The organism is uncultured Marivita sp., assembly GCF_947488135.1.
Taxonomy (GTDB): domain Bacteria; phylum Pseudomonadota; class Alphaproteobacteria; order Rhodobacterales; family Rhodobacteraceae; genus Marivita.
The window spans coordinates 432,693-456,582 of sequence record NZ_CANKYW010000001.1; the positions used below are offsets into that span (position 1 = coordinate 432,693).

Sequence of the window (23,890 nt, forward strand, 5' to 3'; positions counted from 1 at the left end):
CGATCCCGTTGTGAAAATATTGATGACGTTGCGTCAAGAATTCCCGTTTTTTTCCCGGTTCCATAATCGTTCGATTGCCGCCCGGAGCCACTCGCGAATGCAACCTCCAAGGATTTTCTTTGAGAGCTCGGCGTGGTCGGCAATCCTTCAAGACCGCCGACCACATGAAGCTCACCGTACCGCTGTCGACGCCACGGGTGAGGCCCTCTCCTCCTCGATGATGCGGCGAACCTGATCGCGGAACGCGGCCTTCTTGCGATCGATTAACATCATGCGCAAAGCCCGCTCGTCCGACGGCGTTTGGTAAATCTGGCCGAGCTCGCTAAGCGAGTACTTCCCCGGCTCGAGATCGAGCGACTTGCGCAAAACTGCGCCGGGTTCGGCGAAGGCCGGGCTCGCGACAGCCAGAGCGACACCAACAAGGGTTGCTTTTATGAACATCATCATTCTCCTTTGCTTTCGTCGTCCAGGCACCCTGCCTGAACTGAAATCAACGATACCTTTGACGGCGGGAAGAAGCCGTGAGGCAGACGGCGACTGCGCCGGGAAAAAAATGAGAATAGGCAGTAGACTTTTTTATTGCGCTCACGTTTCCGGCAGTTGAACTCACCCTTCATGAGGCCACCAGCGCGACAATACGCCAAGCTGACCTTGCGCGCCGGCGCAGCGAATGTCGTGTTGTGGATGGCTTCCGCATAGCAAGGCTTAAATGAGATTGCAGGTACCTTTTCGAAGCTGTCTTGTGTCCGGCCTGTTTGCGCGGTTCTTACCGCTGGCCCTGATGGGATCCGCAGATAAGGTTCCAATCTGCTTCGCGGGCAATTGCGCACTGGACATTCGGCGGAGCGTCCTGATCGTTGCGGTTGAAGTGTATACCATCACATCGTTGGTCTTGCTATCTCTTGGTGCGAGCCGACTTACGCGGCGTGCAGTTTGTAGGGCTCGTCCCTTGTCAGGACCGCCCACACGATCCGGGCCGTCTTGTTCGCCATGGCGACGGTTGCAAGCCGGGCTGGCTTCCTTTGCAACAACTTCGTCTGCCAAGGATCGGCGCGCTCTGGGTGGTTGGCGACTTGCCGCACGCGCGATGTCATGCCAATGACGATGACTGGCGCAGATACCGAGCGCCCATTTTGGTGATCTTTCCCAATTGCTCCTTGCCGCCAAGGGAGTGGTTGCGCGATGTCAGCCCCAGCCACGCGGCGAATTCTTGTCCGCTTTTTGAATTGGCGGCCAAAGCCAATCGTGGCAACTACGGCATAGGCTGTCACTGGTCCCACACCAGGAATGGTCTGTACGAGTTGCGCCTGGCGTCTGAGCCGTACTTGAAAGCGCAACATGATTTCATACCAGTCGAGGCGATTGTGCAGATCGACCAGCTGTCGGCTGAGGACGCGCAGAACGTCCGTCGCGAGCTCGGACAATTGCGTATGGCTGCATTCGAGACGGACTTTGCAAACGCGATGGCACGGGCGACACCATGAGCGATGGTGATCCCGAACTCCACTGCAAGGCTCCGGACCATGTTGATCAGCTGCGTACGCTGGCGCACGACGAAATCCCGGGCGCGATGCAGCGATAGAAGTGCCTGCTGCTGCTCGGTCTAGATCTTGACAAAGCGCATGGTCGGAAGGGTCACCGCCTCGCAGATCGCCTCTGCATGAACGGTATCGGAATTGCTCTGCTTCACGCAGGGCTTGACGTACACCGGTGGCATCAGTCGAACAGTGTGACCGAGCTTAGAAAGCTTTCGGGCCCGGTGATGGCTCGATGCGCAGGCTTCGATGCCAACAAAACAAGGGTCCAGGCACTGGAATAACGCCAGGACCTGCGCCCATCTCAATGGTCGGTTGAAGGCAACGTCTTCGGTCGCGGTTACTCCATGGGCTTAAAAGATGTTCTTGGCCAGGTCGAGGCCGACGGTGGTAACTTGCATGGGGTGAACGTCTGCGCGCTATTGAGCGTGTGATGTGGGCATTCGACCGAGCGAAACAACCCGACTGACATCATTAAAAAGATTGCTGACCCTATCCGCCACGAGACGAGTGAACTAACCGACGCCGGAAGCACGATGAAGTCGGAAAGAACCTTTTTACGATATTGTCGGCATTTACCGCGTGGGACACTGTAGTCCTAACCCTTTGTTCCGCATAGATGGTGCTTACAGCATTGGTGGGACACGTCGGCCTTTATTCCTTGGGTTTTTCGGGCTGATGGCAATCCCCTACGGGCTGCCACCTTTTCCTTACAACATCGCAGACTTGCAAACGCGGGCCTTACTCGACATATCCGGGCTATGGGTGTGACAAGACGCATTCTCACGGTTCTTGCCGTTGTTCTGGCCGGATTTGCCGCGGCCGAGACATCGGACGCGCCGCGCGTGCCGACTTCGGCCGCCGAAATCAGCCTGTCCTTCGCGCCGCTGGTCAAAGAGGCGGCTCCGGCGGTCGTAAACATCTACGCCCGCCGCGTGGTTCAGGCGCGGCGTAGCCCGTTCGAGGGTGATCCGTTCTTCGGCGGCTTGTTCCGTGATTTCGGAACGACTCGCCCCCGTGTGCAGAACTCGCTTGGGTCGGGGGTGATCGTTTCGTCTGACGGCTACGTGGTTTCGAACTACCATGTGGTTGGGCAGGCTGACGACATCCGCGTGGTACTCAATGACCGCCGCGAATACCAGGCGCGCGTCCTGATCGGGGACGAGGATTCCGACCTTGCCATCCTGAAAGTCGACGCCGAGGATATGCCCTTTCTCGAATTCCGAGACAGTGACACGGTCGAGGTCGGTGAGCTTGTTCTTGCCATCGGCAATCCGTTCGGCGTGGGGCAGACCGTGTCGTCGGGGATCGTGTCGGGCCTTGCCCGATCCGGTGCGGCGACCGGCAGCGCACGGGGGTATTTCATCCAGACCGATGCGCCCATCAATCCCGGCAATTCGGGTGGCGCTCTGATCGACATTGCGGGGCGCATGATCGGGATCAACACCTCCATTCTCACCCGATCAGGCGGGTCGAACGGGATCGGTTTTGCCATTCCGGCAGCGCTGGTCGCGCAGTTTCTTGAACAGGCGCGCGACGGCAAGACGGTGTTCGAACGCCCTTGGGCGGGCGCGACGGGGCAGCCTGTTGACGCTGATCTCTCGGACGGCCTGGGCCTGTCACGACCCGAGGGCGTGATCCTCACGGCGCTGCACCCCGCCAGTCCTTTGTCAGCAGCCGGAATGACCGTAGGCGATGTCGTCGTCGAGGTCGCGGGCCAGCCCGTGAACACCCCCGCCGAGATGGTGTTCCGCATGTCGGTGCGGGGCTTAGGCAAGACAGTCGACATGGGCTACCTGCACGAGGGCGCGTTGAAGCGCGCGACGGTGGCGCTGATCGCGCCGCCCGACGATCCCCCGCGAGACGCGCGCGTTCTGGGAGAGCGCGAGGTGCTGACCGGCCTCGAAGTCGCGCGGATCAACCCGGCGGTGTCCGCAGACCTGAACCTTCCTTTGACCGCCGAGGGCGTGGTGGTCGTTGACCCGGGCCCTTTGGGGCGGCGCGTCGGGCTGCAAACCGGCGACATCCTGCGGGGCATCGGGCGCATCGCGATTACCCATCCCGATGATATCGGCCCGGCCTTGCGCCGCGCCGCTCCCAGCATCGCCATTCAGGCAGAACGCCGAGGACAACGCCTGATCCTGCGGTTCCGGGCCTGACCGGTGGCGGATCTTTTCGATACCGATGACACGCCTGACGACGCGCCGCGGCCACTGGCGGATCGGCTCCGGCCCAGGAAATTGTCCGAAGTAATCGGGCAATCGCAGGTGATCGGGCCGGAGGCGCCGCTGACCGTGATGCTCGAGGCGGGCAGCCTTGGGTCGGTTGTCTTCTGGGGGCCACCCGGCGTGGGAAAAACCACGATCGCGCGGCTGCTGGCGGATGAAACCGATCTTCATTTCGTTCAGATCAGCGCCATTTTCTCGGGCGTTCCGGAACTGCGCAAGGTGTTCGATGCGGCCAAGCAACGGCGCAAGGCAGGACAGGGGACGCTGCTTTTCGTGGACGAAATCCACCGTTTCAACAAGGCGCAGCAGGACAGCTTTCTGCCGCATATGGAAGACGGCACGATCCTTCTGGTCGGTGCCACTACGGAAAACCCGTCCTTCGAGTTGAACGCCGCTCTGCTCAGCCGGGCCCAGGTTCTGGTGCTCGAGCGGCTTGACCTGGCCGATCTTGAAAGGCTTGCGCAGAGGGCCGAAGTGGAACTGGACCGCACCCTTCCGCTTGATGGCCCGGCGCGGGAGAACCTGCTCGAGATGGCGGATGGCGACGGGCGTGCGCTGCTCAACCTGATCGAACAGGTGATGGCGTGGAAAACGGACAAAAAGCTGGATAGTGCGGCGCTGGCGCAACGTCTGATGAAGCGGGCCGCGCAATACGACAAATCCGGTGATGCGCATTACAACCTGATCTCGGCGCTGCATAAGTCGGTGCGCGGGTCCGACCCGGACGCGGCGCTCTACTGGTTCGCGCGGATGCTGGATGCGGGGGAAGATCCCCGTTACCTCGCGCGCCGCATTACCCGGATGGCGGTCGAAGATATCGGCCTTGCCGATCCGCAGGCGCAGGCGGTCTGCCTGCAAAGCTGGGAAACCTTCGAACGGCTTGGCAGCCCCGAGGGCGAATTGGCGATTGCGCAGGCGCTTGTCTACATCGCCCTGGCTCCGAAATCGAACGCCGTCTATGCCGCTTACAAAGCCGCGCGCCGTGCCGCCAAGACGACCGGATCGCTGGTGCCGCCCAAGCACATTCTCAACGCACCGACCAAGCTGATGAAAGAACAAGGCTACGGGTCGGGCTATGCCTACGATCACGACGCCGAGGATGGGTTCTCAGGACAGGACTATTTCCCCGAAAGCATGGGCCGGTCCGAGTTCTACGCACCCGTCGAACGCGGGTTCGAGCGGGACCTGAAAAAACGGCTCGACTATTTCGCGCGCCTGCGGTCCAAGCGGAACGGGTGATCCGTCACGCCGTGACCCTGATCCATGTGCCCATCCCGGCCTGATGGTGGGCCAGCATGTGACAGTGTAACAGCCAATCACCGGGATTGTGCGCCTGAAACGCGATCTCGCGGGTTTCCTGCGGGTTGAGCAAGACGGTGTCGCGCAGCGGGCCGAGCCTACCATCCTCGTATACTTCGGAGAAATGCATCCCGTGCAGATGCATGGCGTGCGGAAACGCGGTGTCATTTGCCATCCCGATACGGACGCTTTCGCCAAGGGAGAGATCCAGCAACGGCGCGTCAGGCCGCCCGGCAACACCATTGAGTGCCCAGAAAAGACCCCGCCCGGCCAAGTCTCGGGCGTCCAGTTCTTGCCCGTCCACGCGCGCGGCGCGCATGCCGCCCATCGCGCCGCCTTCGACCAACAAGGTCGCGGTGCGCGCATTGGCAAGGTCGATGGGATAGTCCGGGTTGGGCGGCAGTGCATCAATCCTGTCGCGTGTCGCGACGGCCGGGCCTGAGATCGGGAAGCGCGCGATCGCGTATCCCCCGTTGCGTTCGTAAGTCACCAGAACCGCCTCATCCTCGGCCGAGGTGACATCGACGATCAGATCAACCCGTTGGGCCGGGGCAAGGACCAGTTCCTCGGGTATCCGCTGGGGCTGGGCAAGCGGCATCCCGTCCAGCGCGACCACCCAACCCTCCACTCCCATAAGCCCCAGGGTGAAGGTGCGCGCATTGGCGGCGCTGATAAGCCGTAACCGCAGACGCTCACCGCGTTTGACGGGGTAGGCCGGGTCGATCAGACCATTGGCAAGCCACAGGTTTCCGATCCGGCCTGCATGGCTGAGATCGTGAAAATTGTCGAATGCGGCGAGTGTGCCGTCCTGGTTGAGCCGGATATCATCGAGAACGAATGTCAGATCCTGATCGACATCCGGCGGATCGGTTTCGTCGATGATCAAGGGGCCGTACAGTCCGCGCTCGACCTGCTCCATGCTCTTGGCGTGGCTGTGATACCAATAGGTGCCCGCATCGGGCAGGGCGAAATCATAGGCGAACACCTCGCCGGTCCCGATGGGCGCTTGCGTCAGGCCCGGCACACCATCCATCGCGTTGTCCAGACGCAACCCGTGCCAATGCACGGCGGTGGCTTGCGGCAGCGTATTCTCCACGTCGATGGTCAGACGATCCCCCTGCCGCGCCCTCAGCGGACGACCGGGAAACGCTGCGTCAAAGGCCCAAAGATCGGTTTCGGGATATTCTGCCGGAAGAACCTGTTGCCGATGCGGAGCCGCGATCAGTCTCTGCGTGGCTGGTTGCGCAAGTGATGCCGATGACAGCAGCGGCGCGGCTGCAAGACTGCCGATGAACTGACGACGATCCATAGATGTCCCCTTCAAAACGATGAACGAAAGGTAGCTGACGCTAGCTAAAGCGCAACGGGGCTTTGCTTGACATCCCCCAGGCCGCGCGCGACAGAGCGTGCATGTTGACCACCCTGACACTCGTGGCCCTTGGCGGCGCTCTTGGTGCGAGCCTTCGCTACCTCACCGGGCTGGGCGTTCTGCGCCTGTTCGGGCATGGCGATTTCCCGGTCGCGATCCTGACGGTCAATGTCGTCGGGTCGTTCCTGATGGGGGTCTTCGTTGTGGCCGCTGCGCATCGCGGGCTGACGCATCTGTCGCCCTTCGTGATGACGGGTGTGCTTGGCGGGTTCACCACGTTTTCGGCGTTTTCGCTGGAAACGATGACGTTGATCGAACGCGGGCAACTCGGATCAGCGGCTCTATATATCACCCTGTCGGTCGGCCTTTCGGTCGGCGCGTTGGCGGTCGGCCTTTTGGCTGCGCGGAGTGTCCTTGCATGAGCCAGGTTCAGAAAATCACAGTTGGGCCAGGGGACGCGGATCAGCGGCTGGATCGCTGGCTGAAACGGCTGTTCCCGCATCTGGGGCAGGGCCGTATCGAAAAGATGTGCCGCAAAGGCGAGCTTCGTGTAGACGGAGGCCGGGTCAAGGCCAGCACGCGACTGGCCACCGGGCAGGAGGTGCGCATCCCGCCTCTGCCGGAACCCGGTGAGGTCAAGTCCCGCCCGAAACCCAGCGTGTCCGACAAGGATGCCGCCATGATGAAGGCGTTGGTCCTATACAAGGACGACCACATCATCGCGCTGAACAAGCCACCGGGCCTGCCGACCCAAGGTGGCAGCAAGCAGACCCGCCATGTCGACGGTCTCGCCGAGGCGTTGACCTTCGGTCTCGATGAAAAGCCGCGCCTTGTACACCGGCTCGACAAGGACACGTCGGGGGTGCTCTTGCTCGCTCGCACGAGGGCAGTTGCCGGTGCCTTGACCGAAGCCTTCCGTGCGCGTGAAACCCGCAAGATCTACTGGGCCGCCGTCGCCGGCGTTCCCACCCCGCCGATGGGCACGATCAAGTTCGGTCTCGTCAAGGCGCCCGGCCACGGCAAAGGCGGCGAAAACGAGAAGATGCGCGTCCTGCATCCGCGCGAAGTGGCCACGACCGAAGGCGCAAAACACGCAACCACCGATTACGCGGTGCTGAGCGCGCTTGCCAAACGGGCGGCGTGGGTGGCGTTGGTCCCTGTCACCGGGCGGACGCATCAGCTACGCGCTCATATGGCAGCCTTGGGACATCCGATTATCGGTGACGGAAAATACGGCGGATCGGGTCAGGAGAACCTCGGCGACGGGTGGGGTGCCATGATGGGCGGCGCGGTAAGCAACAAGCTTCATCTTCATGCACGTTCGCTTTCGTTCAAGCATCCGGTGACCGGATCGAAAGTGACCATCACCGCGCCTCTGCCCGAGCATATGCAGCGCACCTGGGGGTTCCTTCAGTGGGACCCGCGCGATGTACCTGCCGATCCGTTCGAGGAAATCGACGAATGATCCTCTCGACGTCGCGTTTGACGCAGACTGTTTCCGTCACGGTCAGCTTCGGCGGACGGCCAGCTACCCAAAGACCTGCCTGAAGGGAGAACCACTCATGAGCGAATGGGCCCCCAAACGTTTCTGGAAAACCGCCGATACCGTCGAAGTCCCTGGCGGCTATGGCGTGGTTCTTGACAGTCGTCCCGTGCGAACCCCGGCCAAGGCCGTTCTTCACGTTCCGAGTGCCGCGTTGGCACAGGAAATCGCCGCCGAGTTCGACGCGCAGGAAGATCGCATCGATCCGCGCACGATGCCGTTCACCCGCATGGCGAATGCAGCTGTGGATAAGGTGTCGATCCAACGTTCCGAAGTTGCCGATATGCTCGCCGAATACGGGGACAGCGATCTTCTGTGCTACCGGGCCGACGCGCCCGACGAACTGGTCGCCCGACAGAACCAGCAATGGGATCCGCTTCTGGACTGGGCCGCGCAGGCGTTGAATGCCCGTCTGGTGCCTCGCGTTGGCGTTATCCACGAGCCGCAGGATCCGGCGGCCCTGTCCGAGCTCCGGACCAGAGTGCACAAAATGTCGGCATTCGAACTGGCGGCCTTTCACGATCTCGTGTCGATCAGTGGCTCTCTGGTGATCGGGTTTGCCGCCAAGGAACGAGCCGTCCCGGCCACCGAGCTCTGGGCAGTCTCAAGGGTCGACGAAGCCTGGCAGGAAGAGCAATGGGGCAGGGATGATGAGGCTCACGAGATGGCCGAGTTGAAGAAGGCCGCCTTTTTGCACGCCGACCGTTTCATGCGATTGATCGACAGGCAAAGCGCATCCTGACGCAAGGGAAAGTCAGAGGCTCTGGTCAAAAATTAGGCTATTCGGCTTGACCTCTGCGCGTGAATCCTAACAAAATTGACTCCATCGTCGGTAGGGTTCACCCTACTTTCGTAGCATGGGCGGACATTCGCTCGTAAACCGCGCGCAACGCGCGGGCTAACAGGAAGAGGTAAACATGAAAAAAATTGCAATTCTTGGCGCGATGACCGCGGCTGGCCTTTCGGCTGGCGTTGCGTCTGCTGCCACGCTTGACGACGTGAAGGCGCGCGGCAAGCTGAACTGCGGCGTGACCACCGGTCTCGTCGGATTTGCAGCTCCGAACGCAAACGGCGAATGGGAAGGCTTCGACGTCGGCGTTTGCCGTGCTGTTGCCGCTGCCGTTCTCGGAGACCCGACCGCGGTTGAGTTCGTCCCGACAACCGGTAAGACGCGCTTCACCGCGCTTGCTTCGGGTGAAATCGATCTGCTCGCACGTAACACAACCTGGACATTCTCGCGCGATGTCGACCTCGGCTTCGAGTTCGTTGGCATCAACTATTACGACGGTCAGGGCTTCATGGTTCCGAAAGAACTGGGCGTGTCCTCTGCCAAGGAACTCGACGGCGCGACAGTCTGCATCCAGACCGGCACCACGACCGAGCTGAACCTCGCGGACTACTTCCGCAAGAACAACATCAGCTACGAGCCGGTTCCGATCGAAACCAACGCCGAAGCGCAGCCGCTCTACCTCGAAGGGGCGTGCGACGTCTACACGACCGACGCATCCGGCCTTGCCGCGACACGCGCCGCGTTTGAAAACCCGGGCGACCACGTCGTTCTGCCGGAAATCATCTCGAAAGAACCGCTGGGCCCGCTCGTGCGTCACGGCGACAACCAATGGGGTGATATCAACCGCTGGGTCCTCAACGCGCTGATCGCGGCCGAGGAACTGGGTGTCACATCCGCAAACGTCGAAGAACTGGCATCGGCAGCGGGTGAAAACCCCGAAGTCAACCGTCTGCTGGGCACAGAAGGCACGCTGGGCGAAATGCTTGGCCTCGATGCCGACTGGGCTGTTCGCGCCATCGCTGCCGGCGGCAACTACGGTGAACTCTTCGAGAAGAACATCGGTGAGAACACACCGATCGGTCTGGCACGCGGTCTCAACGCACAGTGGACCGAAGGCGGCCTGCTCTACAGCCCGCCCTTCCGCTAAGATCGAAACTTCGGAAAAGGGCGCGGATCACTCCGCGCCCTTTTTCAAATCAAAGAACAAGCCTTCGGAGACGGCATCAGAGCACGTGAAGTGCCGCCAGCGAACTCCGGAAAAACAGGGATAAGAGAATGTCGACAATTACAGACCCACCGGCGGGGTCGTTTCGGCTGTCTATGCTGATCAACGACACGCGTTACCGGTCGTACACGTTCCAATTCATAGCGCTGGTCCTATTGATCGTGGCCTTCGCGTATCTTGGCCTGAACCTTATTGCCAATCTGCAAGCCGCCGGCCTGAATATTTCATATCAGTTTCTCGGGGAACCCGCCGGGTACGACATCAACCAGACCCTGATCCCGTATACCAGCCAGTCCACCCATTGGCAGGCGTCACTGGTCGGCGTTCTGAACACGCTGCTCGTCGCGCTTCTGGGCTGCCTCATGGCCACGGTGATCGGCGTGTTCGTCGGCGTCATGCGCCTGAGCAACAACTGGCTCGTGCGCCAGCTGATGTCGATCTATGTCGAGATTTTCCGCAACGTTCCGGTGCTGATCTGGATCCTGATCATCATGGCGATCTTCATCGCCGTGTTGCCGCAGCCCCGCGATTTCCGCGGTGAAGATGCCGAGGCGTCGATGGTGCTTGGGGCCTTCGCCTTCACAGGGCGTGGCTTCTACTCGCCGGCTCCGATCTTCGGTCCGGGCTCCGGTGTGGTGGTTGCCGTGTTCCTCGCCTCGATCGCGGGTATCTTCGCGTTCCGCAACTATGCCAAGAAAGCCCTCTACGACCGTGGCCAACTGATCCCGACACTCTGGCCGTCGATTGCGATCTTCTTTATCCCGGTCATCCTTGCCTACTTCGTCATGGGCCGACCGATCACTCTGGATTACCCGTCGCTTCAGGGCTTCAACTTCCAGGGCGGCATCTTCATGCGCAACTCCCTGATTGCGCTCTGGTTCGCCTTGTCCATCTACACCGCGGCCTTCATCGCCGAGAACGTGCGCGCCGGGATCCTTGCCGTGAGCAAGGGCCAGACAGAGGCCGCCGCATCTCTGGGCCTGCGCCCGCGTCGGATCATGAACCTTGTCGTTCTGCCGCAAGCGCTGCGTGTCATCATCCCGCCGCTGATTTCGCAATACCTGAACCTCACCAAGAACTCGTCGCTGGCGATTGCCGTGGGGTACATGGATCTCACCGGGACGCTGGGGGGCATCACGCTCAATCAGACGGGCCGCGCGATCGAAGCGATCTTCCTGTTGATGTTGTTCTACCTCGCCATCTCTCTTGCGATTTCGGCGATCATGAACGTCTACAACAACGCCGTAAGACTGAAGGAGCGCTGAGATGTCGGACACACACGCACAGACAGTTGCCTTCGTCAGGGACACCATGCTGCCCGAGCAACCGCCCCCCGCATCCGAGGCGGGCGTCATCAAATGGATGCGGGAAAACCTTTTCAAGGGCTGGTTCAACTCGCTCCTGACGATTGTCTCGCTCTACTTCATCTACAAGATCGTCAGCGGCGCGTATCCCTGGTTTGCCAACGGTATCTGGACCACCAGTTCGCTTGCGGAATGCCGCGAAATGCTGGGCGGCATGACCGGGGCCTGTTTCTCGGTCCTGACCGAACGCTGGAACCAATTGCTGTTCGGGTTCCAATACCCGTCCGACGCCTATTGGCGCCCGACGCTGGCGTTCTTCGGGCTGATCTTGGCTCTCGTTCCGGTGCTCTACCCAAAGGCAGCTCGACAGTTGTTGATCGTCACCGGCCTTTACCCGTTCGTCGCCTATTGGCTGATCTGGGGCGGGACGCTTCTTATTCCGCTGATGGTGCTGGCGGGTCTGATCGCAGGCTACTTCGCGTTCAAGCAATTCGAACGCCAAAGCTTTGCAATGGGCCTGCTCGCGGGCGCCGTGGCGACGATCGTTGTCATCTGGGCCGGGGGCATCATCCCTGCGTCGATGCCCGATGTCTTGGCACTTGAGGCCGTTCAGTCGCGCAACCTTGGGGGGTTCATGCTCAACATGATCCTCGGCACGGTCTGCGTGTCGCTGTCGCTGCCGTTCGGCATCCTTCTCGCTCTTGGGCGTCAGTCCTCAATGCCGATCATCAAATGGATCTGCGTGATCTTCATCGAATTCATCCGGGGTGTGCCGCTCATCACGTTGCTCTTCGTGGCGAACGTGGTTCTGGCCTATTTCTTCCCGCCGGGGTCGAACATCGACCTTGTTCTGCGCGTGATCATAATGATCACGATGTTCGCATCGGCCTACATCGCCGAGGTCATCCGAGGCGGCCTCGCGGCGCTTCCGCGCGGGCAGTACGAGGCGGCGGACAGCCTTGGTCTTGATTACGCGCAAGCGATGCGGCTGATCATCCTGCCACAGGCGCTGAAGATTTCCATCCCCGGGATCGTGAACGTCGCGGTGGGCCTCTTCAAGGACACCACGCTTGTGTCGGTCATTTCGATGTTCGATCTCGTGGGCATGATCCGCGGCCCGATCCTTGCCTCGACTGAATGGAACGGCGTGTATTGGGAACTCTGGGGCTTTGCGGTCTTCGTGTTCTTCATCGTCTGCTTCAGCATTTCCAAATATTCGCAGTGGCTCGAGCGTCAGCTTGCCACCGATCATCGATAAAGCCCTCAAGTCGCAAAAGCGCTAGGGTAATAATCAGGAGGCCTGACAATGGCTGAAACAATGCTTCAAAACGCCCCCGTGGATCGTACGGTCTCGGATGAGGTGGCGATCCAGATCCAGAACATGAACAAGTGGTACGGCACGTTCCACGTTCTGCGCGACATCGACCTTACGGTCTATCGCGGCGAACGGATTGTCATCGCGGGCCCGTCCGGATCCGGCAAATCCACGCTCATCCGCTGCATCAACGCGCTCGAGGAACACCAGAAGGGCTCGATCACCGTCGATGGCACCTTGCTGTCCAACGACATCAAGAACATCGACACGATCCGCTCCGAGGTCGGGATGGTGTTCCAGCACTTCAACCTGTTCCCGCACCTAACCATCCTGGAAAACTGCACGCTCGCCCCGATCTGGGTCCGCAAGACACCCAAGCGCGAGGCCGAGGAAACGGCGATGCACTTCCTCGAAAAGGTCAAAATCCCCGAGCAGGCCAACAAGTACCCCGGTCAATTGTCAGGCGGTCAGCAGCAGCGCGTGGCGATCGCCCGTTCGCTCTGCATGAAGCCCCGGATCATGCTGTTCGACGAACCGACATCGGCGCTCGACCCCGAGATGATCAAGGAGGTGCTCGATACGATGGTGAGCCTTGCCGAAGAGGGTATGACGATGCTCTGCGTGACGCACGAAATGGGCTTCGCCCGTCAGGTCGCGAACCGCGTGATCTTCATGGACGCGGGTCAGATCGTGGAGCAGAACGAACCCGAAGAGTTCTTCAACAATCCGCAGAACGAACGCACCAAGCTTTTCCTGAGCCAGATCCTAGGCCACTAAAAGACGCCACCTGTTGAACGAAACGCCCCGGAGGATGTCCGGGGCGTTTTGCGTTCAGGGCGTTCCTGTGGCAATCACTTCGCGCGGCACAGCAAAACCGTCGCATCGGCCCATGCCCATACGCACATCCGCCCAGTCATCAACGTCGAACGAAACCAGGGTAGTCGCGCAGGTCGGGTAATCCGAAAAGCGCGAATGGTCTGGCGCCGACGACACCAGTTGATGTGCGCAGTCCGCGATGCCGTAGTTGTGCCCCAGCAACAGCACCGTGTCGGCAGAGGCGGTTTGTAAGACCGACAGGATGTCCTCGGCTTCGGAGAGATACAACGCCCGCTCGAAACGCGTGGGACATTCGGGCAGATCAAGCAGATCGAGCGTCTGACGCGTGCGGGTGGCGGTCGAGCACAGAACCTCGTCCGGCACCCAACCCTGCGCAACCTGCCATGCGCCCATCGCCGGTGCGCTTTGCTGTCCACGCGTATTCAACGGACGGCTGTGATCATCGCCGGTCGCCGACCAGTCCGATTTCGCATGTCGCATGAGGATCAATCGTTTCACGAGGACGCGGCCTTTCGTTGGACGTTGGATCACTCTCCCAAAAATGCCCGCATGTGGAAAGCGGATTGTTCCGGCAGGCGCCCGAACCTTTGCGAGACCGGACAGGCCCGGCGCACCAGGCATCCCTCGCGACACGCTGCTCCCTCGGGCGACCTGATATGCGCCATGCAGGCGGGTACATCGTAGGCCTGTCCCTCGACCAAGGCTCCGACCGGGCAGGCGGTCTTGCAAGGTGTCCCGGCGCAGCTGTCGCAGGGGGCGCGGAGTGGGGATAACGGAAGTTCAATCCTCTCACGCAGTGCGAGGGCCGCGCGAAAGCTGATGAAAAGACCCGCCGTATCATGGACCAGGAGCCCCACCGGTGACGGCCAGCTCTGGCCGGTGCGCTCTGCCCAAAGCAGGAAGGGCGCGTAAGGTGGCCCGTCATAAGGAAAGATACCTGTGCCGCCAAGTGGCGTCGCAAGTTCGCTGACCACCCGCTTTGACCAGCGGTCCAACGGATGCGCTTGCCCGTCGCGATACTCTGGCGATGCTGTGAAGATCGCCCAGAAGTTGGGCTCATCGGGGCCGAGCAGGACCAGTGTACCTGTGTCTGCAGGAGCGCCATCGCCGCCGCCGGGATGAAACGCGCCCCGAACCGCCAGACCAAGCGACCGGGCGGCCGTGTCCAGTTCAGACACACTCACCGCAAGGGACGGATCAAAGACCCCGCGCCATGCTCGGTGAACAGCTCCAGAAGACAGGCATTCGGCACCCGACCGTCCAGGATAACCACCGCCCGCACGCCCTCTTCGATGGCCTTTAGCGCAGTTTCGGTTTTCGGGATCATACCGCCCGCGATCGTGCCATCCTCGATCATGGCGGTCACTTCCTCCGGGGTCATGGAGGTGACGACATTGCCGCTGCCGTCCTTCACGCCACTGACATCGGTCAACAGCAAAAGCCGGTCGGCCTTCAACGCCCCGGCAATCGCTCCGGCAGCGGTATCACCATTGACGTTGAATGTCTCGTTCGGTTGCATCCCTGTCGCGACCGGGGCCACGACCGGGATGATGCCCGCCTTGAACAGATCGCGCAGAACCTGCGGATTCATCTCGACCGGGCGGCCGACGAACCCTAGTTCCGGGTCATCCGCCTCGCAGACCATGAGGTCATCATCCTTACCCGACAGGCCTACGGCGCGTCCACCTTCGTCCATGATCGCCTGCACGATGCGCTTGTTGACCAGACCGGTCAGCACCATTTCCACGACCTGCACAGTGGCCTTGTCCGTGACCCGCTTGCCGCGCACGAATTCCGATTGGATGCCCAGCTTGGTCAGCATGTCGTTGATCATCGGCCCGCCTCCGTGCACCACGATCGGGTTGATCCCGACCTGGCGCATCAGAACGATATCGCGCGCAAATTCAGCCATCGCGTCATCGTCGCCCATCGCGTTGCCGCCGAATTTCACGACGACGACCGCCCCCGCGTAGCGCTGCATATAGGGCAGGGCCTCGGACAAGGTGCGGGCGGTTGCGATCCAGTCGTGGTTCATATCTCGGGATTTCATCTGGTTGTTCATCCTTGCCAGAACGCGGCCTGACCCTGACCTTGTGTGCGACATGCCCGATCAGGAGGCAAGCCGATTTGCAATCCCGACCCTAGCTGATCCCGGCGATGATGCTGCGCAAGGTCGCGATGCCGTCGCCCTTTTCGCTGCTCGTCAGAACCAGCTCGGGGTAGGCGGCCGGGTGTTTCGCCAGCTTGTCACGCACCTGCGCCAGCAGGCTGTCGCAATGCGACGGTTTGATCTTGTCTGCCTTGGTCAGAACCACCTGAAACGTCACGGCGCTTTTGTCGAGAAGGGTCATGATCTCCTCATCGACGGGCTTGATGCCGTGTCGGCTGTCCACCAGCACGAAAGCGCGACGCAGGCTGGCCCGCCCCGAAAGATACTGCTTGAGCAATGCCTGCCATTTTTCGACCACCTGCACGGGCGCATTGGCATAACCATAGCCGGGCAGGTCGACGATGTAGCGTTCATCGCCAAGCGTGAAATAGTTGATCTCTTGCGTCCGTCCGGGCGTGTTCGACGCACGGGCAAGCGCCTTACGTCCGGTCACGGCGTTGATGAGCGACGATTTCCCCACGTTCGATCGCCCCGCGAAACAGACCTCGATCCGGTCATCCGCCGGAAGGCCGGACATCGCAACGACGCCTTTGAGGAAATCCACCTCACCCGCGAAAAGCTTGCGCCCGGTTTCACGGCTGATCTCGTCCGGCTCTTCGGCCAGAGGGAAACGAAGCTGCATGTCAGACACGGGTCACCTCATCGCCAGCTTTGATCTCGCCACCTTGGATCACCTCGGCCCGGACCGAGAAATCCTGATGCCCCCAACTGGCCAACGCGCCCAGAACATCGGCGTCCCGCAATCCCGTGTCGGGATTGCTATGCGTCGACTTGCACCGATCCGTGCGTTCCCGCACCCGCAGCACCGCGTCGCCGATGCGGATTTCACGATCGTCCCAATCGAACTCTTCCCACGGTGCAAGACCGTCGATCCAGATATTGCCCCGCCACCGCAGATGCGACAGGGGCCGACCGACGCGCTGCTCGACCGCGCGGTGCGAGGCATGGTTGCACAAGGTCACGCTGGGAAAATCGCTGTCGGTGAATGCCTGTGCCTGACCCTTGACAAGCCGGGTCGGCTGCAATGCATCATCGGGGGCAAGGGCCTTTGCCCATGTGATGAACAGGTCGCTTTCGGTTTCGGGATCGAAGGTCAGTGCGTCCTGATCCGGATGGTGCAGCGTGATCCGGCCGGATGCGGGATCGTGGCGTGCGGAGATTGCCATCAAACTTGGCAATTTCGCCACGCGGCAGAAATTACCGCACGGTGCCCAAGCGCTGCCATCTACCTTCGACCGTTCGTGCGCCACGGCCCAAAGCCGGTCCAGCGGCATCGCCTTGCCGGGTTCGAGGGTCACCGACATCAGCGCTTCCCGACCGTGGCTCTTGATCGGATGCCGCCAGATCTCGGTGACTGTCGCCGTCATTTTTCGCCCGTTTTGGCGCTGCGCTTGATGCTCGATTTGATGTTTCCGAACACGTCCGGCTTATACCCTTGCGAGCGCATGATCAGGTACTGCTGCGTGAACGTGATCGTGTTGTTCGCGATCCAGTAGACCACGAGACCGCTTGCAAAGCCGCCCAGCATGAACATGAACACCCACGGCATCCAGGCAAAGATCATCGCCTGGGTCGCATCAGTGGGCGCCGGGTTCAGCTTTTGCTGCAACCACATCGAAATGCCCAGAAGCAGCGGCAGGATGCCGATAAAGACAAGCGCCAGCAACGATCCCGGTTCCGGCGCGGCCCAGGGCAGTAAACCGAAGAGGTTGAAGATCGATGTCGGGTCCGGCGCGGACAGGTCCTGGAACGGACCGAGCCAGGGCGCGTGGCGCAGTTCCAGAGTGACGAAGATCACCTTGTAGAGCGAGAAGAAGATCGGGATTTGCAACAGGATCGGCAGGCAGCCAGAAGCCGGGTTCACCTTCTCCTTCTTGTACATCTCCATCATTTCCTGCTGGAGCTTCTGCCGGTCGTCGCCCGCGCGCTCCTTGATCTTTTCCATCTCCGGCTGAAGCTCTTTCATCTTCGCCATCGACACGTAGGATTTGTATGCCAACGGGAACAGGATGGCCTTGATGATCAGTGTCAGGCCGATGATCGCCCAGCCCATGTTGCCGATCAGCAGATTGAGATGGTGCAGCAGCCAGAAGATCGGCTTGGTCAGGAAAAAGAACCAGCCCCAGTCAATCGCGTCGATGAAACGGTCGACGCCGTTGTTCTGGTACTCGCGGATGGTTTCCCATTCCTTGGCCCCGGCGAACAGCTGTGTGGTCACTTCCTGCGTCTGACCGGGGGCGATGGTCACTGTCGGCTGCACCGCCTCGGTCTGGTAGATATTGCTGGCGTCGTTGTACTTGGCCACCTGCCGGAACGGCGTGCCGGTATCCGGAATCAGCGTCGTCATCCAGTAGTGGTCGGTAAAGCCGATCCAGCCGCTTTCCGCCACCTGCGTGACCTCGGCCCGGGCGCCCTCGGTCGGGACCACCGGGAAATCGGTCATGTCGTCGTAGTCGATCTCGGCAAGCGTGCCGTCCGCCATCGCGACGACGCCTTCGTGCAGAATGAAGAAATTCTTCAGGTCCGCAGGTTCGCCATGCCGCGCAATCAGGCCATAGGGCGCGACCGATATCGCGGTGTCGGTGGTGTTCTCGATCGATTGGGTGACGGTGAACATGAAGTCGTCGTCGACCTCGATCAATCGGCGGAAAATCGTTCCGTTGGGGCTTTCCCAGCGGAGCGTGATCGGGCTGTCCGTGGTCAGCCTGTCACCGCTTTCGACGGTCCAGTCGGTCGTGACACTGGGCACGTCCTCGAGCGTCAGGCCACCGCCGGGTGCCCAGCCGAAAAGCGCATAATAAGGGCTGGCGGTGCCGACCGGATTGAGAAGATGCACCACGTCGGAATTCGGCTCCACGCTGACCCGGTAGTCCTTCAGGGACAGGTCGTCGATCCGGCCGCCGGCAAGCGAGATCGAGCCGGTCAAACGGTCGGTTTCGATCTCCACGCGCGGCGCATCGGCGACCGCCGTGGGGCCGGCCTGCGTGGCTGTGGAGGTGTCGACCGGGGCCGCATCCGGGGTGGTTGCGATCGGCGCGGTCTCGGTCTGGCTCGCTGGCGGCAAGGCCGTTTCAGGATCGAGCGCCGGGTCCGGTGGCGGGAACAGCACAAACCAAACGAGAATGACCGCAAAGCTCAGCGCTGTCGCGATTAAAAGATTCTTGTTCTGATCGTCCATAGGGGACCGCCGCCTGTGGTTTTTGGATTACCGCTGCGTTCAACAGGCACTGTGCCTGAAGGTCAAGCGGATTCACAGGCAAGTTCGGCCTATGCGGCATTTGTTCAGCAGGTTGTGAAGCCGAGGTTGATGACTATTTGACCCGCCGTAAACGGACCCCATTGGCGGGTTCTTCGCGCCCCTGTCGTTCAGCCAGCCATGCGCCGATATCGCCTGCCGATCCCGGTTCGGCGAAAAGAAATCCCTGTGCGTGACCACAGCCAAGGTCCCGCAGGACACCGTGCTCACCCAACGTTTCGACACCGCATCCGACAGTCTGCATCTCGAGCCGGTCGGCCAGCCCGATGATCGCGCTCAGGATGCGTTGCCGATCTTCCGACAGGTCCGAGCCCATAACCAACTGCCTATCGATCTTCAGCCGCTGAAACGGAACGCTTTGCAATTGGGAGACACCGCACGTCCCGGTGCCGAAATTGTCGAGGTCGATCGCGCATCCGATCTCGGACAGGGCGATCAGGTTGCGTTGGCTGATATCGTCATTCGAGCCGCGCAAAACGGTTTCTGAAATCTCCAAGACAAGGCGATGCGCGAGGACGCCGCTTCGATCCAACGCGACCGCGATATGATCAGGCAGATCCGGATCAAGCAACTCGGCTTCGGACAGGTTGACGCTGATCGTCGGGACCGACAGGCCCGCACCATCCCAAGTCTGAAGCGCGTTCAGAGCTCGTATCACCACCGATTGGCCGAGCCTAACCATCTGTCCGGTCTCCATTGCCGCAGGAAGAAACGCCGCCGCAGGGAGGATTCCCCGTGTTGGATGATCCCATCGCGCCAGTGCTTCCATGCCGGTCACATCGCCCGTCCGAACGCTGACCTGTGGTTGAAAGAAAGCCTGTATCTGGCCCGCATCCAGCGCCCCGGCGATGTCATCCTGCAAATCGCGGCGGGCCTTGTGTCTGCGCGACAGCTTGTCCGACCAGACGCGCGTTGTCGGCGTGCCCGACTCCACCGCATCGGTCAGCGCCTGTATGGCGGAGTCGAGCCATATGTCCGCCGTCACGTTTCTCCCGAAATTCAGTGATGACGCGATTCCGATGTTCACTGTCACATACTGGCTGACGCCATTGATGGAAATCGGCTCTTCTGCGGCGAGGCGCAGTCGCTTGGCCAGATCGAGGAGGCTGTCCAGCTTGAGCCTGAATCCCGGCGCGATGAGGAGGGTGAATTGGCAATCACCCGACCGGAAGACATGGTCCGATTGCCGAAGCGCCGACGTCAGACGCGTTTCGATCACGTCGCGCGCCTCATCCGCGCGGGTCGGCCCGAAGGCGTCAGAGATCGCATCGAGCCCGGATATCCGCAGTTGGAGGCAAGCGGTTGTCTGGCCGTTGTGCAAAGCCATCGCAAGGAAATCCTCCGCGACCTCTTCGACCGAGGCCGTGTCTTCCAAATCGGTCCTGCCACCATCCGACATCTGTCCGAACCCACCGGTCAGGGCATAGACCAAGGGCGTGAGTAGGGCGCAGAACACCAACAGGACTTCGCCGCCCCCCCAGTAGGCGGCCAGCGATATGGCCGGCAGAAAGGCCAGCATTTGCGGGCCTTGCAGGCCACGCCGGATCAAAAGCTTCAGGTTCTTCGCATCAAGTCCAGGTCGCATAGCCATCGTGCCCCGAATTCGTTTCGAGGACGATGACAGAAAACCGGTGACTCAAGGTTTAACGCAGAACAGGAATTTCCGAAGAATTCTCATTATCCTGGGTTGCAGATGTCCGAAGCCCTTTGAAATCAAAGAGATCACTGTCCAGGAGATGCGACGGGCGCGCATTGGTCAAGGCCCGGAACATGACTTGCCGACGGCCCGGGCTGTTCTTTTCCCAACCATCGAGGATCGCCTTGACCTGTTGCCGTTGCAGCCCGTCCTGGCTGCCGCACAGGTCGCAGGGAATGATCGGATACCGCATCGCTGTCGCGAATTTTTCGCAATCGGCCTCGGCGACATGGGCGAGAGGGCGGTAGACGAAAAGATCGCCCTCTTCGTTGACCAGTTTCGGCGGCATGGTCGCAAGCCGTCCTCCGTGAAAAAGGTTCATGAAGAAGGTCTCTAGAATATCGTCGCGATGGTGGCCAAGCACCACGGCAGAGCACCCTTCTTCGCGTGCGATCCGGTAGAGATTGCCACGCCGAAGCCGCGAACAGAGCGCGCAGTAAGTGCGCCCCTGCGGGACCTTATCGACGACGATGGAATATGTGTCCTGGTATTCGATCCGATGGGGAACCCCCATTTTCTCCAGAAACTCGGGCAAAACCGTCGCCGGAAATCCCGGCTGCCCTTGATCGAGATTGCAGGCCAGAAGCTCCACCGGCAAAAGGCCGCGCCATTTGAGCTCGTGCAGCACCGCGAGCAGGGTGTAGCTGTCCTTGCCGCCCGACAGGCACACCAGCCAACGGGCATCGCGTTCGATCATGCCATATTGCTCGATCGCTTCGCGCACATTCTGCACGATGCGCTTGCGCAGCTTCTTGAACTCGGTGGTTTTGGGTGCACCGTAGAACAGCGGGTGAATGTCGTCGGCATCATCAAGCATGTGCTGGATCTACGTTGGAACCGGCAGGCCGACAAGTCCCGTCAGCGCGCGCGCGGTTTGGCGCGCAGGGTGGGGTCTGCCTCGGTCGGGTCTTCGGGCCAGGGGTGTTTCGGATAGGCCGCGCGCATGTCCTTGCGTACATCCGCATAAGACCCGGCCCAGAAGCCCGGCAAATCCATAGTGGTCTGCACCGGACGGCGGGCGGGGGACAACAGTGTCACACGTAACGGTGTCCTGCCGACGCAGGGGTGGGTCTTCTGGCCGAACATCTCTTGCAGGCGCAGGGCGATCTCGGGATGGTCCCCGGAATAATCAATCGGGATCTCGCGGCCCAGAGGGGTGGTGAACTTGCCCGGCACGGATTGATCCAAGGCCTGCATCTGTGGCCAGTCCAGCATGGCGCGCAGGGGACCCAAAAGGTCGAAACGTTTCCAGTCCTCGGCGCTGCGAACCCCGGTCAGGTGCGGCAGCAACCAGTCGTCCAGAGACGTCAGCAGCGCGCCATCGGACATATCCGGCAGGTCCTGCCCGGCTTCTCGAGCCAATGCCACGCGGGCAATGAAACGCCGCGCTGCATCCGTCATCGCCGGGGCAAGCCCGAGGTCGCGCACCCCGTCCAGCATCGCTTCCGCCACCGCCTCGGGAGGCGCGTCTTTCCACACCCGGTCGTCCAGCGCGATCGCACCCAGCTTTTCCTGCTGCCGCGACACCACGCGCCGGTCGCGCTTCGACCAGGCGCACAGGTCGACCCATGTGATCTGGTCGGAAAACAGCGCCCGAACCGCGCTTTCGGTGATCTGCACGGCCTGTCGGATGCGGGCTTCGCGCGGGTTGCCGTCCAGATCCGTCGCCACGATCAGGCGCGCACCGGCCAGCGCATCGCAGTCCTCCATCACCGCGCCCTTGCCGCCCGACAGTTGATAACGCGGGGCGTCGCCCTTGCGGCGCAGACCGATCCGGTCTGGATAGGCCAGTGCTGCCATTTCCGCGGAGCTCAACCCTTGGGTTGAACCAGCAGGCGCGGCATTCGCCAGCCGTTTGGTCTCGGTCCGGATCCGGTCCAGCGCGCCGCGATTGAGCGTTGCGCGCCGTGTCTCGGCAAAGCGCTTGGGATCGCGCAGCGCCTTGAGCCGCAGGGTCAGGTCAACCCCGCCGCCCTGCACCGGGTCGCGATCGGCCATTAGCGCGGCAAGCGGTGCCGCGTCTTTCCCGGCAACAGCCACCATATGAGCCAGCCTCGGGTGCAGCGGCAAACCCGACAGCATGCGCCCGTGGTCCGTGATCCGGTTCTGCCGGTCAAGCGCGCCCAGCATCCGCAGCAGCGCCTGCGCCTCGGCATAGGCCCCTTCGGGAGGCGGGGTCAGGAACGGCAGATCCGCCGGCTGTGCGCCCCAGAGCGCCAGTTCCAGCGCCAGGCCGGCCAGGTCTGCCGCTTCGATCTCTGCCGGGGGAAAGGCGCTCAGGGCGCCGTCTTCGCCCTTGGTCCACAGCTTGTAGGCCACCCCTTCGGCAACCCGCCCCGCACGTCCTGCGCGCTGCGTCGCCTCGGCCTTGGTGACCTTTTCCGTCACCAGCCGCGACATGCCAGACCCCGGATCGAACCGGGCGCGGCGGGCAAGGCCGCCATCGACCACCACGCGAATGTCCTCGATGGTCAGCGAGGTCTCGGCGATCGACGTGGCCAGCACCACCTTACGCCCATGCGGTTCGGGGCGGATCGCGTCCTGCTGTGCCTTGAAGGGCATGGCACCGAACAGCGGGCGGATATGGCAATCGCCGGGCAAACGTCCGTTCAGCGCGGCCTGCACCCTTCGGATTTCGCCTTCCCCTGGAAGGAATGCCAAGAGACCACCTTCGGTCTCCGCAATCGCCTGCGCGATCAGATCAGCAGCAGCGGTCTCAAACCGTGTCCCCTTGGGGACCGGTCTTTCGAGCCAGCGGGTGTCCACCGGAAAGCTTCGCCCTTCCGAGGTGACGATGGGCGCATCCATCAACGCCGCCACCGGCGCCGCATCGAGCGTCGCGGACATCGCCAGCAGGATCAGATCGTCCCGCAACGCGCCGGTGATTTCGAGGCAAAGCGCAAGGCCCAGGTCGGCGTTCAGTGATCGTTCGTGAAACTCGTCAAAGATCACCGCTCCTATGCCCGAGAGTGCCGGGTCGGATTGGATCATCCGGGTCAGGATACCTTCGGTCACAACTTCGATCCGGGTTTTGTTGGAAATCTTCGCCTCGCCCCGCACGCGGTAACCGACTGTTTTCCCGGCGGTTTCCCCAAGTGATTGCGCCATGCGTTCTGCCGCCGCACGGGCGGCCAGGCGGCGCGGTTCGAGCATGACGATCTTCTGCCCGGTCAGCCCGGCCTCCAGCATCGCCAATGGCACACGCGTGGTCTTGCCCGCGCCAGGTGGGGCCTGCAACACGGCCCGCCCCTTGGTGCGAAGGTGCTCCAGAAGCTCGGGCAGGACAGGGTCGATGGGAAGACGGGTCATGTCGTCTTCTAGGC

General features: G+C 61.5%; 20 protein-coding genes and 1 pseudogene. 9 read left to right on the top strand and 12 right to left on the bottom strand.

The genetic code is table 11. From position 1 onward, the window contains the following. Positions 1 to 171 precede the first annotated feature (171 nt). Positions 172 to 447 (bottom strand): hypothetical protein, encoded by a 276-nt coding sequence (locus Q1B16_RS02125; RefSeq protein WP_299784450.1) that lies wholly within the window; start codon positions 445 to 447, stop codon positions 172 to 174. Between the two features lie 470 nt (positions 448 to 917). Further along, positions 918 to 1,843 (bottom strand): annotated as a pseudogene (locus Q1B16_RS02130) (IS110 family transposase). Between the two features lie 495 nt (positions 1,844 to 2,338). Between Q1B16_RS02130 and Q1B16_RS02135 the strand changes: the two are divergent. Together Q1B16_RS02135 and Q1B16_RS02140 are read left to right on the top strand one after the other, a co-directional pair. After that, positions 2,339 to 3,694, top strand: a complete 1,356-nt coding sequence (locus tag Q1B16_RS02135) for a trypsin-like peptidase domain-containing protein (protein WP_299785962.1) — start codon at positions 2,339 to 2,341, stop codon at positions 3,692 to 3,694. 3 nt (positions 3,695 to 3,697) lie between these two features. Further along, positions 3,698 to 5,002: a replication-associated recombination protein A gene (locus tag Q1B16_RS02140; RefSeq protein WP_299784452.1), complete on the top strand. Its 1,305-nt coding sequence runs from the start codon at positions 3,698 to 3,700 to the stop codon at positions 5,000 to 5,002. Positions 5,003 to 5,006: 4 nt separating this feature from the next. Here the strand turns inward: Q1B16_RS02140 and Q1B16_RS02145 are convergent, their stop codons facing one another. Further along, positions 5,007 to 6,371: a multicopper oxidase family protein gene (locus tag Q1B16_RS02145; RefSeq protein WP_299784454.1), complete on the bottom strand. Its 1,365-nt coding sequence runs from the start codon at positions 6,369 to 6,371 to the stop codon at positions 5,007 to 5,009. Between the two features lie 101 nt (positions 6,372 to 6,472). Here Q1B16_RS02145 and crcB point away from each other — a divergent pair, with 101 nt between their 5' ends. The 7 genes from crcB to Q1B16_RS02180 all read left to right on the top strand — a co-directional run bounded on the left by crcB (position 6,473) and on the right by Q1B16_RS02180 (position 13,385). Then, positions 6,473 to 6,853, top strand: coding sequence for a fluoride efflux transporter CrcB (gene crcB / locus Q1B16_RS02150; protein WP_299784455.1), 381 nt, complete (start codon positions 6,473 to 6,475; stop codon positions 6,851 to 6,853). Further along, a complete protein-coding gene (locus Q1B16_RS02155) occupies positions 6,850 to 7,896 on the top strand; it encodes an RluA family pseudouridine synthase (protein ID WP_299784457.1) in 1,047 nt (348 codons plus the stop codon). The genes crcB and Q1B16_RS02155 overlap by 4 nt, the downstream gene beginning before the upstream one ends. 97 nt (positions 7,897 to 7,993) lie before the next feature. Then, on the top strand, positions 7,994 to 8,716 hold the full coding sequence (locus tag Q1B16_RS02160) for an ATP12 family protein (RefSeq protein ID WP_299784459.1): 723 nt from the start codon (positions 7,994 to 7,996) through the stop codon (positions 8,714 to 8,716). Positions 8,717 to 8,891: 175 nt separating this feature from the next. Beyond that, on the top strand, positions 8,892 to 9,911 hold the full coding sequence (locus Q1B16_RS02165; RefSeq protein ID WP_299784461.1) for an amino acid ABC transporter substrate-binding protein: 1,020 nt from the start codon (positions 8,892 to 8,894) through the stop codon (positions 9,909 to 9,911). Positions 9,912 to 10,039: 128 nt separating this feature from the next. Further along, positions 10,040 to 11,254, top strand: coding sequence for an ABC transporter permease subunit (locus Q1B16_RS02170; protein ID WP_299784463.1), 1,215 nt, complete (start codon positions 10,040 to 10,042; stop codon positions 11,252 to 11,254). A gap of 1 nt (position 11,255) precedes the next feature. Continuing rightward, the gene (locus tag Q1B16_RS02175) at positions 11,256 to 12,551 is read left to right on the top strand and encodes an amino acid ABC transporter permease (protein ID WP_299784465.1); all 1,296 of its coding nucleotides are present in this window, start codon (positions 11,256 to 11,258) and stop codon (positions 12,549 to 12,551) included. A 48-nt stretch (positions 12,552 to 12,599) separates the two neighbouring features. After that, entirely contained in the window at positions 12,600 to 13,385 is a 786-nt protein-coding gene (locus Q1B16_RS02180) for an amino acid ABC transporter ATP-binding protein (RefSeq protein WP_299784467.1), read from the top strand. Between the two features lie 54 nt (positions 13,386 to 13,439). Here the strand turns inward: Q1B16_RS02180 and Q1B16_RS02185 are convergent, their stop codons facing one another. The 9 genes from Q1B16_RS02185 to hrpB all read right to left on the bottom strand — a co-directional run bounded on the left by Q1B16_RS02185 (position 13,440) and on the right by hrpB (position 23,876). Then, positions 13,440 to 13,943, bottom strand: a complete 504-nt coding sequence (locus tag Q1B16_RS02185; RefSeq protein ID WP_299784469.1) for a histidine phosphatase family protein — start codon at positions 13,941 to 13,943, stop codon at positions 13,440 to 13,442. Positions 13,944 to 13,972: 29 nt separating this feature from the next. Beyond that, positions 13,973 to 14,623 carry a ferredoxin gene (locus tag Q1B16_RS02190; RefSeq protein ID WP_366140125.1) on the bottom strand — a complete coding sequence of 217 codons (651 nt, stop codon included), beginning with the start codon at positions 14,621 to 14,623 and terminating at the stop codon, positions 13,973 to 13,975. A gap of 2 nt (positions 14,624 to 14,625) precedes the next feature. Beyond that, positions 14,626 to 15,495 carry an acetylglutamate kinase gene (gene argB / locus Q1B16_RS02195; RefSeq protein WP_299784473.1) on the bottom strand — a complete coding sequence of 290 codons (870 nt, stop codon included), beginning with the start codon at positions 15,493 to 15,495 and terminating at the stop codon, positions 14,626 to 14,628. A gap of 91 nt (positions 15,496 to 15,586) precedes the next feature. Further along, complete coding sequence (yihA, locus tag Q1B16_RS02200) at positions 15,587 to 16,237, bottom strand: ribosome biogenesis GTP-binding protein YihA/YsxC (RefSeq protein WP_299784475.1); 651 nt, start codon at positions 16,235 to 16,237, stop codon at positions 15,587 to 15,589. Between the two features lies 1 nt (position 16,238). Next, positions 16,239 to 16,982, bottom strand: a complete 744-nt coding sequence (locus Q1B16_RS02205; RefSeq protein ID WP_299784477.1) for an MOSC N-terminal beta barrel domain-containing protein — start codon at positions 16,980 to 16,982, stop codon at positions 16,239 to 16,241. Continuing rightward, complete coding sequence (gene yidC, locus Q1B16_RS02210) at positions 16,979 to 18,793, bottom strand: membrane protein insertase YidC (RefSeq protein WP_299784479.1); 1,815 nt, start codon at positions 18,791 to 18,793, stop codon at positions 16,979 to 16,981. The genes Q1B16_RS02205 and yidC overlap by 4 nt, the downstream gene beginning before the upstream one ends. A gap of 133 nt (positions 18,794 to 18,926) precedes the next feature. Continuing rightward, positions 18,927 to 20,456: a bifunctional diguanylate cyclase/phosphodiesterase gene (locus Q1B16_RS02215; RefSeq protein WP_299784481.1), complete on the bottom strand. Its 1,530-nt coding sequence runs from the start codon at positions 20,454 to 20,456 to the stop codon at positions 18,927 to 18,929. A 58-nt stretch (positions 20,457 to 20,514) separates the two neighbouring features. Beyond that, the gene (gene ttcA / locus Q1B16_RS02220) at positions 20,515 to 21,384 is read right to left on the bottom strand and encodes a tRNA 2-thiocytidine(32) synthetase TtcA (RefSeq protein ID WP_299784484.1); all 870 of its coding nucleotides are present in this window, start codon (positions 21,382 to 21,384) and stop codon (positions 20,515 to 20,517) included. Between the two features lie 41 nt (positions 21,385 to 21,425). Then, the gene (gene hrpB / locus Q1B16_RS02225; protein WP_299784486.1) at positions 21,426 to 23,876 is read right to left on the bottom strand and encodes an ATP-dependent helicase HrpB; all 2,451 of its coding nucleotides are present in this window, start codon (positions 23,874 to 23,876) and stop codon (positions 21,426 to 21,428) included. Positions 23,877 to 23,890: the final 14 nt, after the last annotated feature.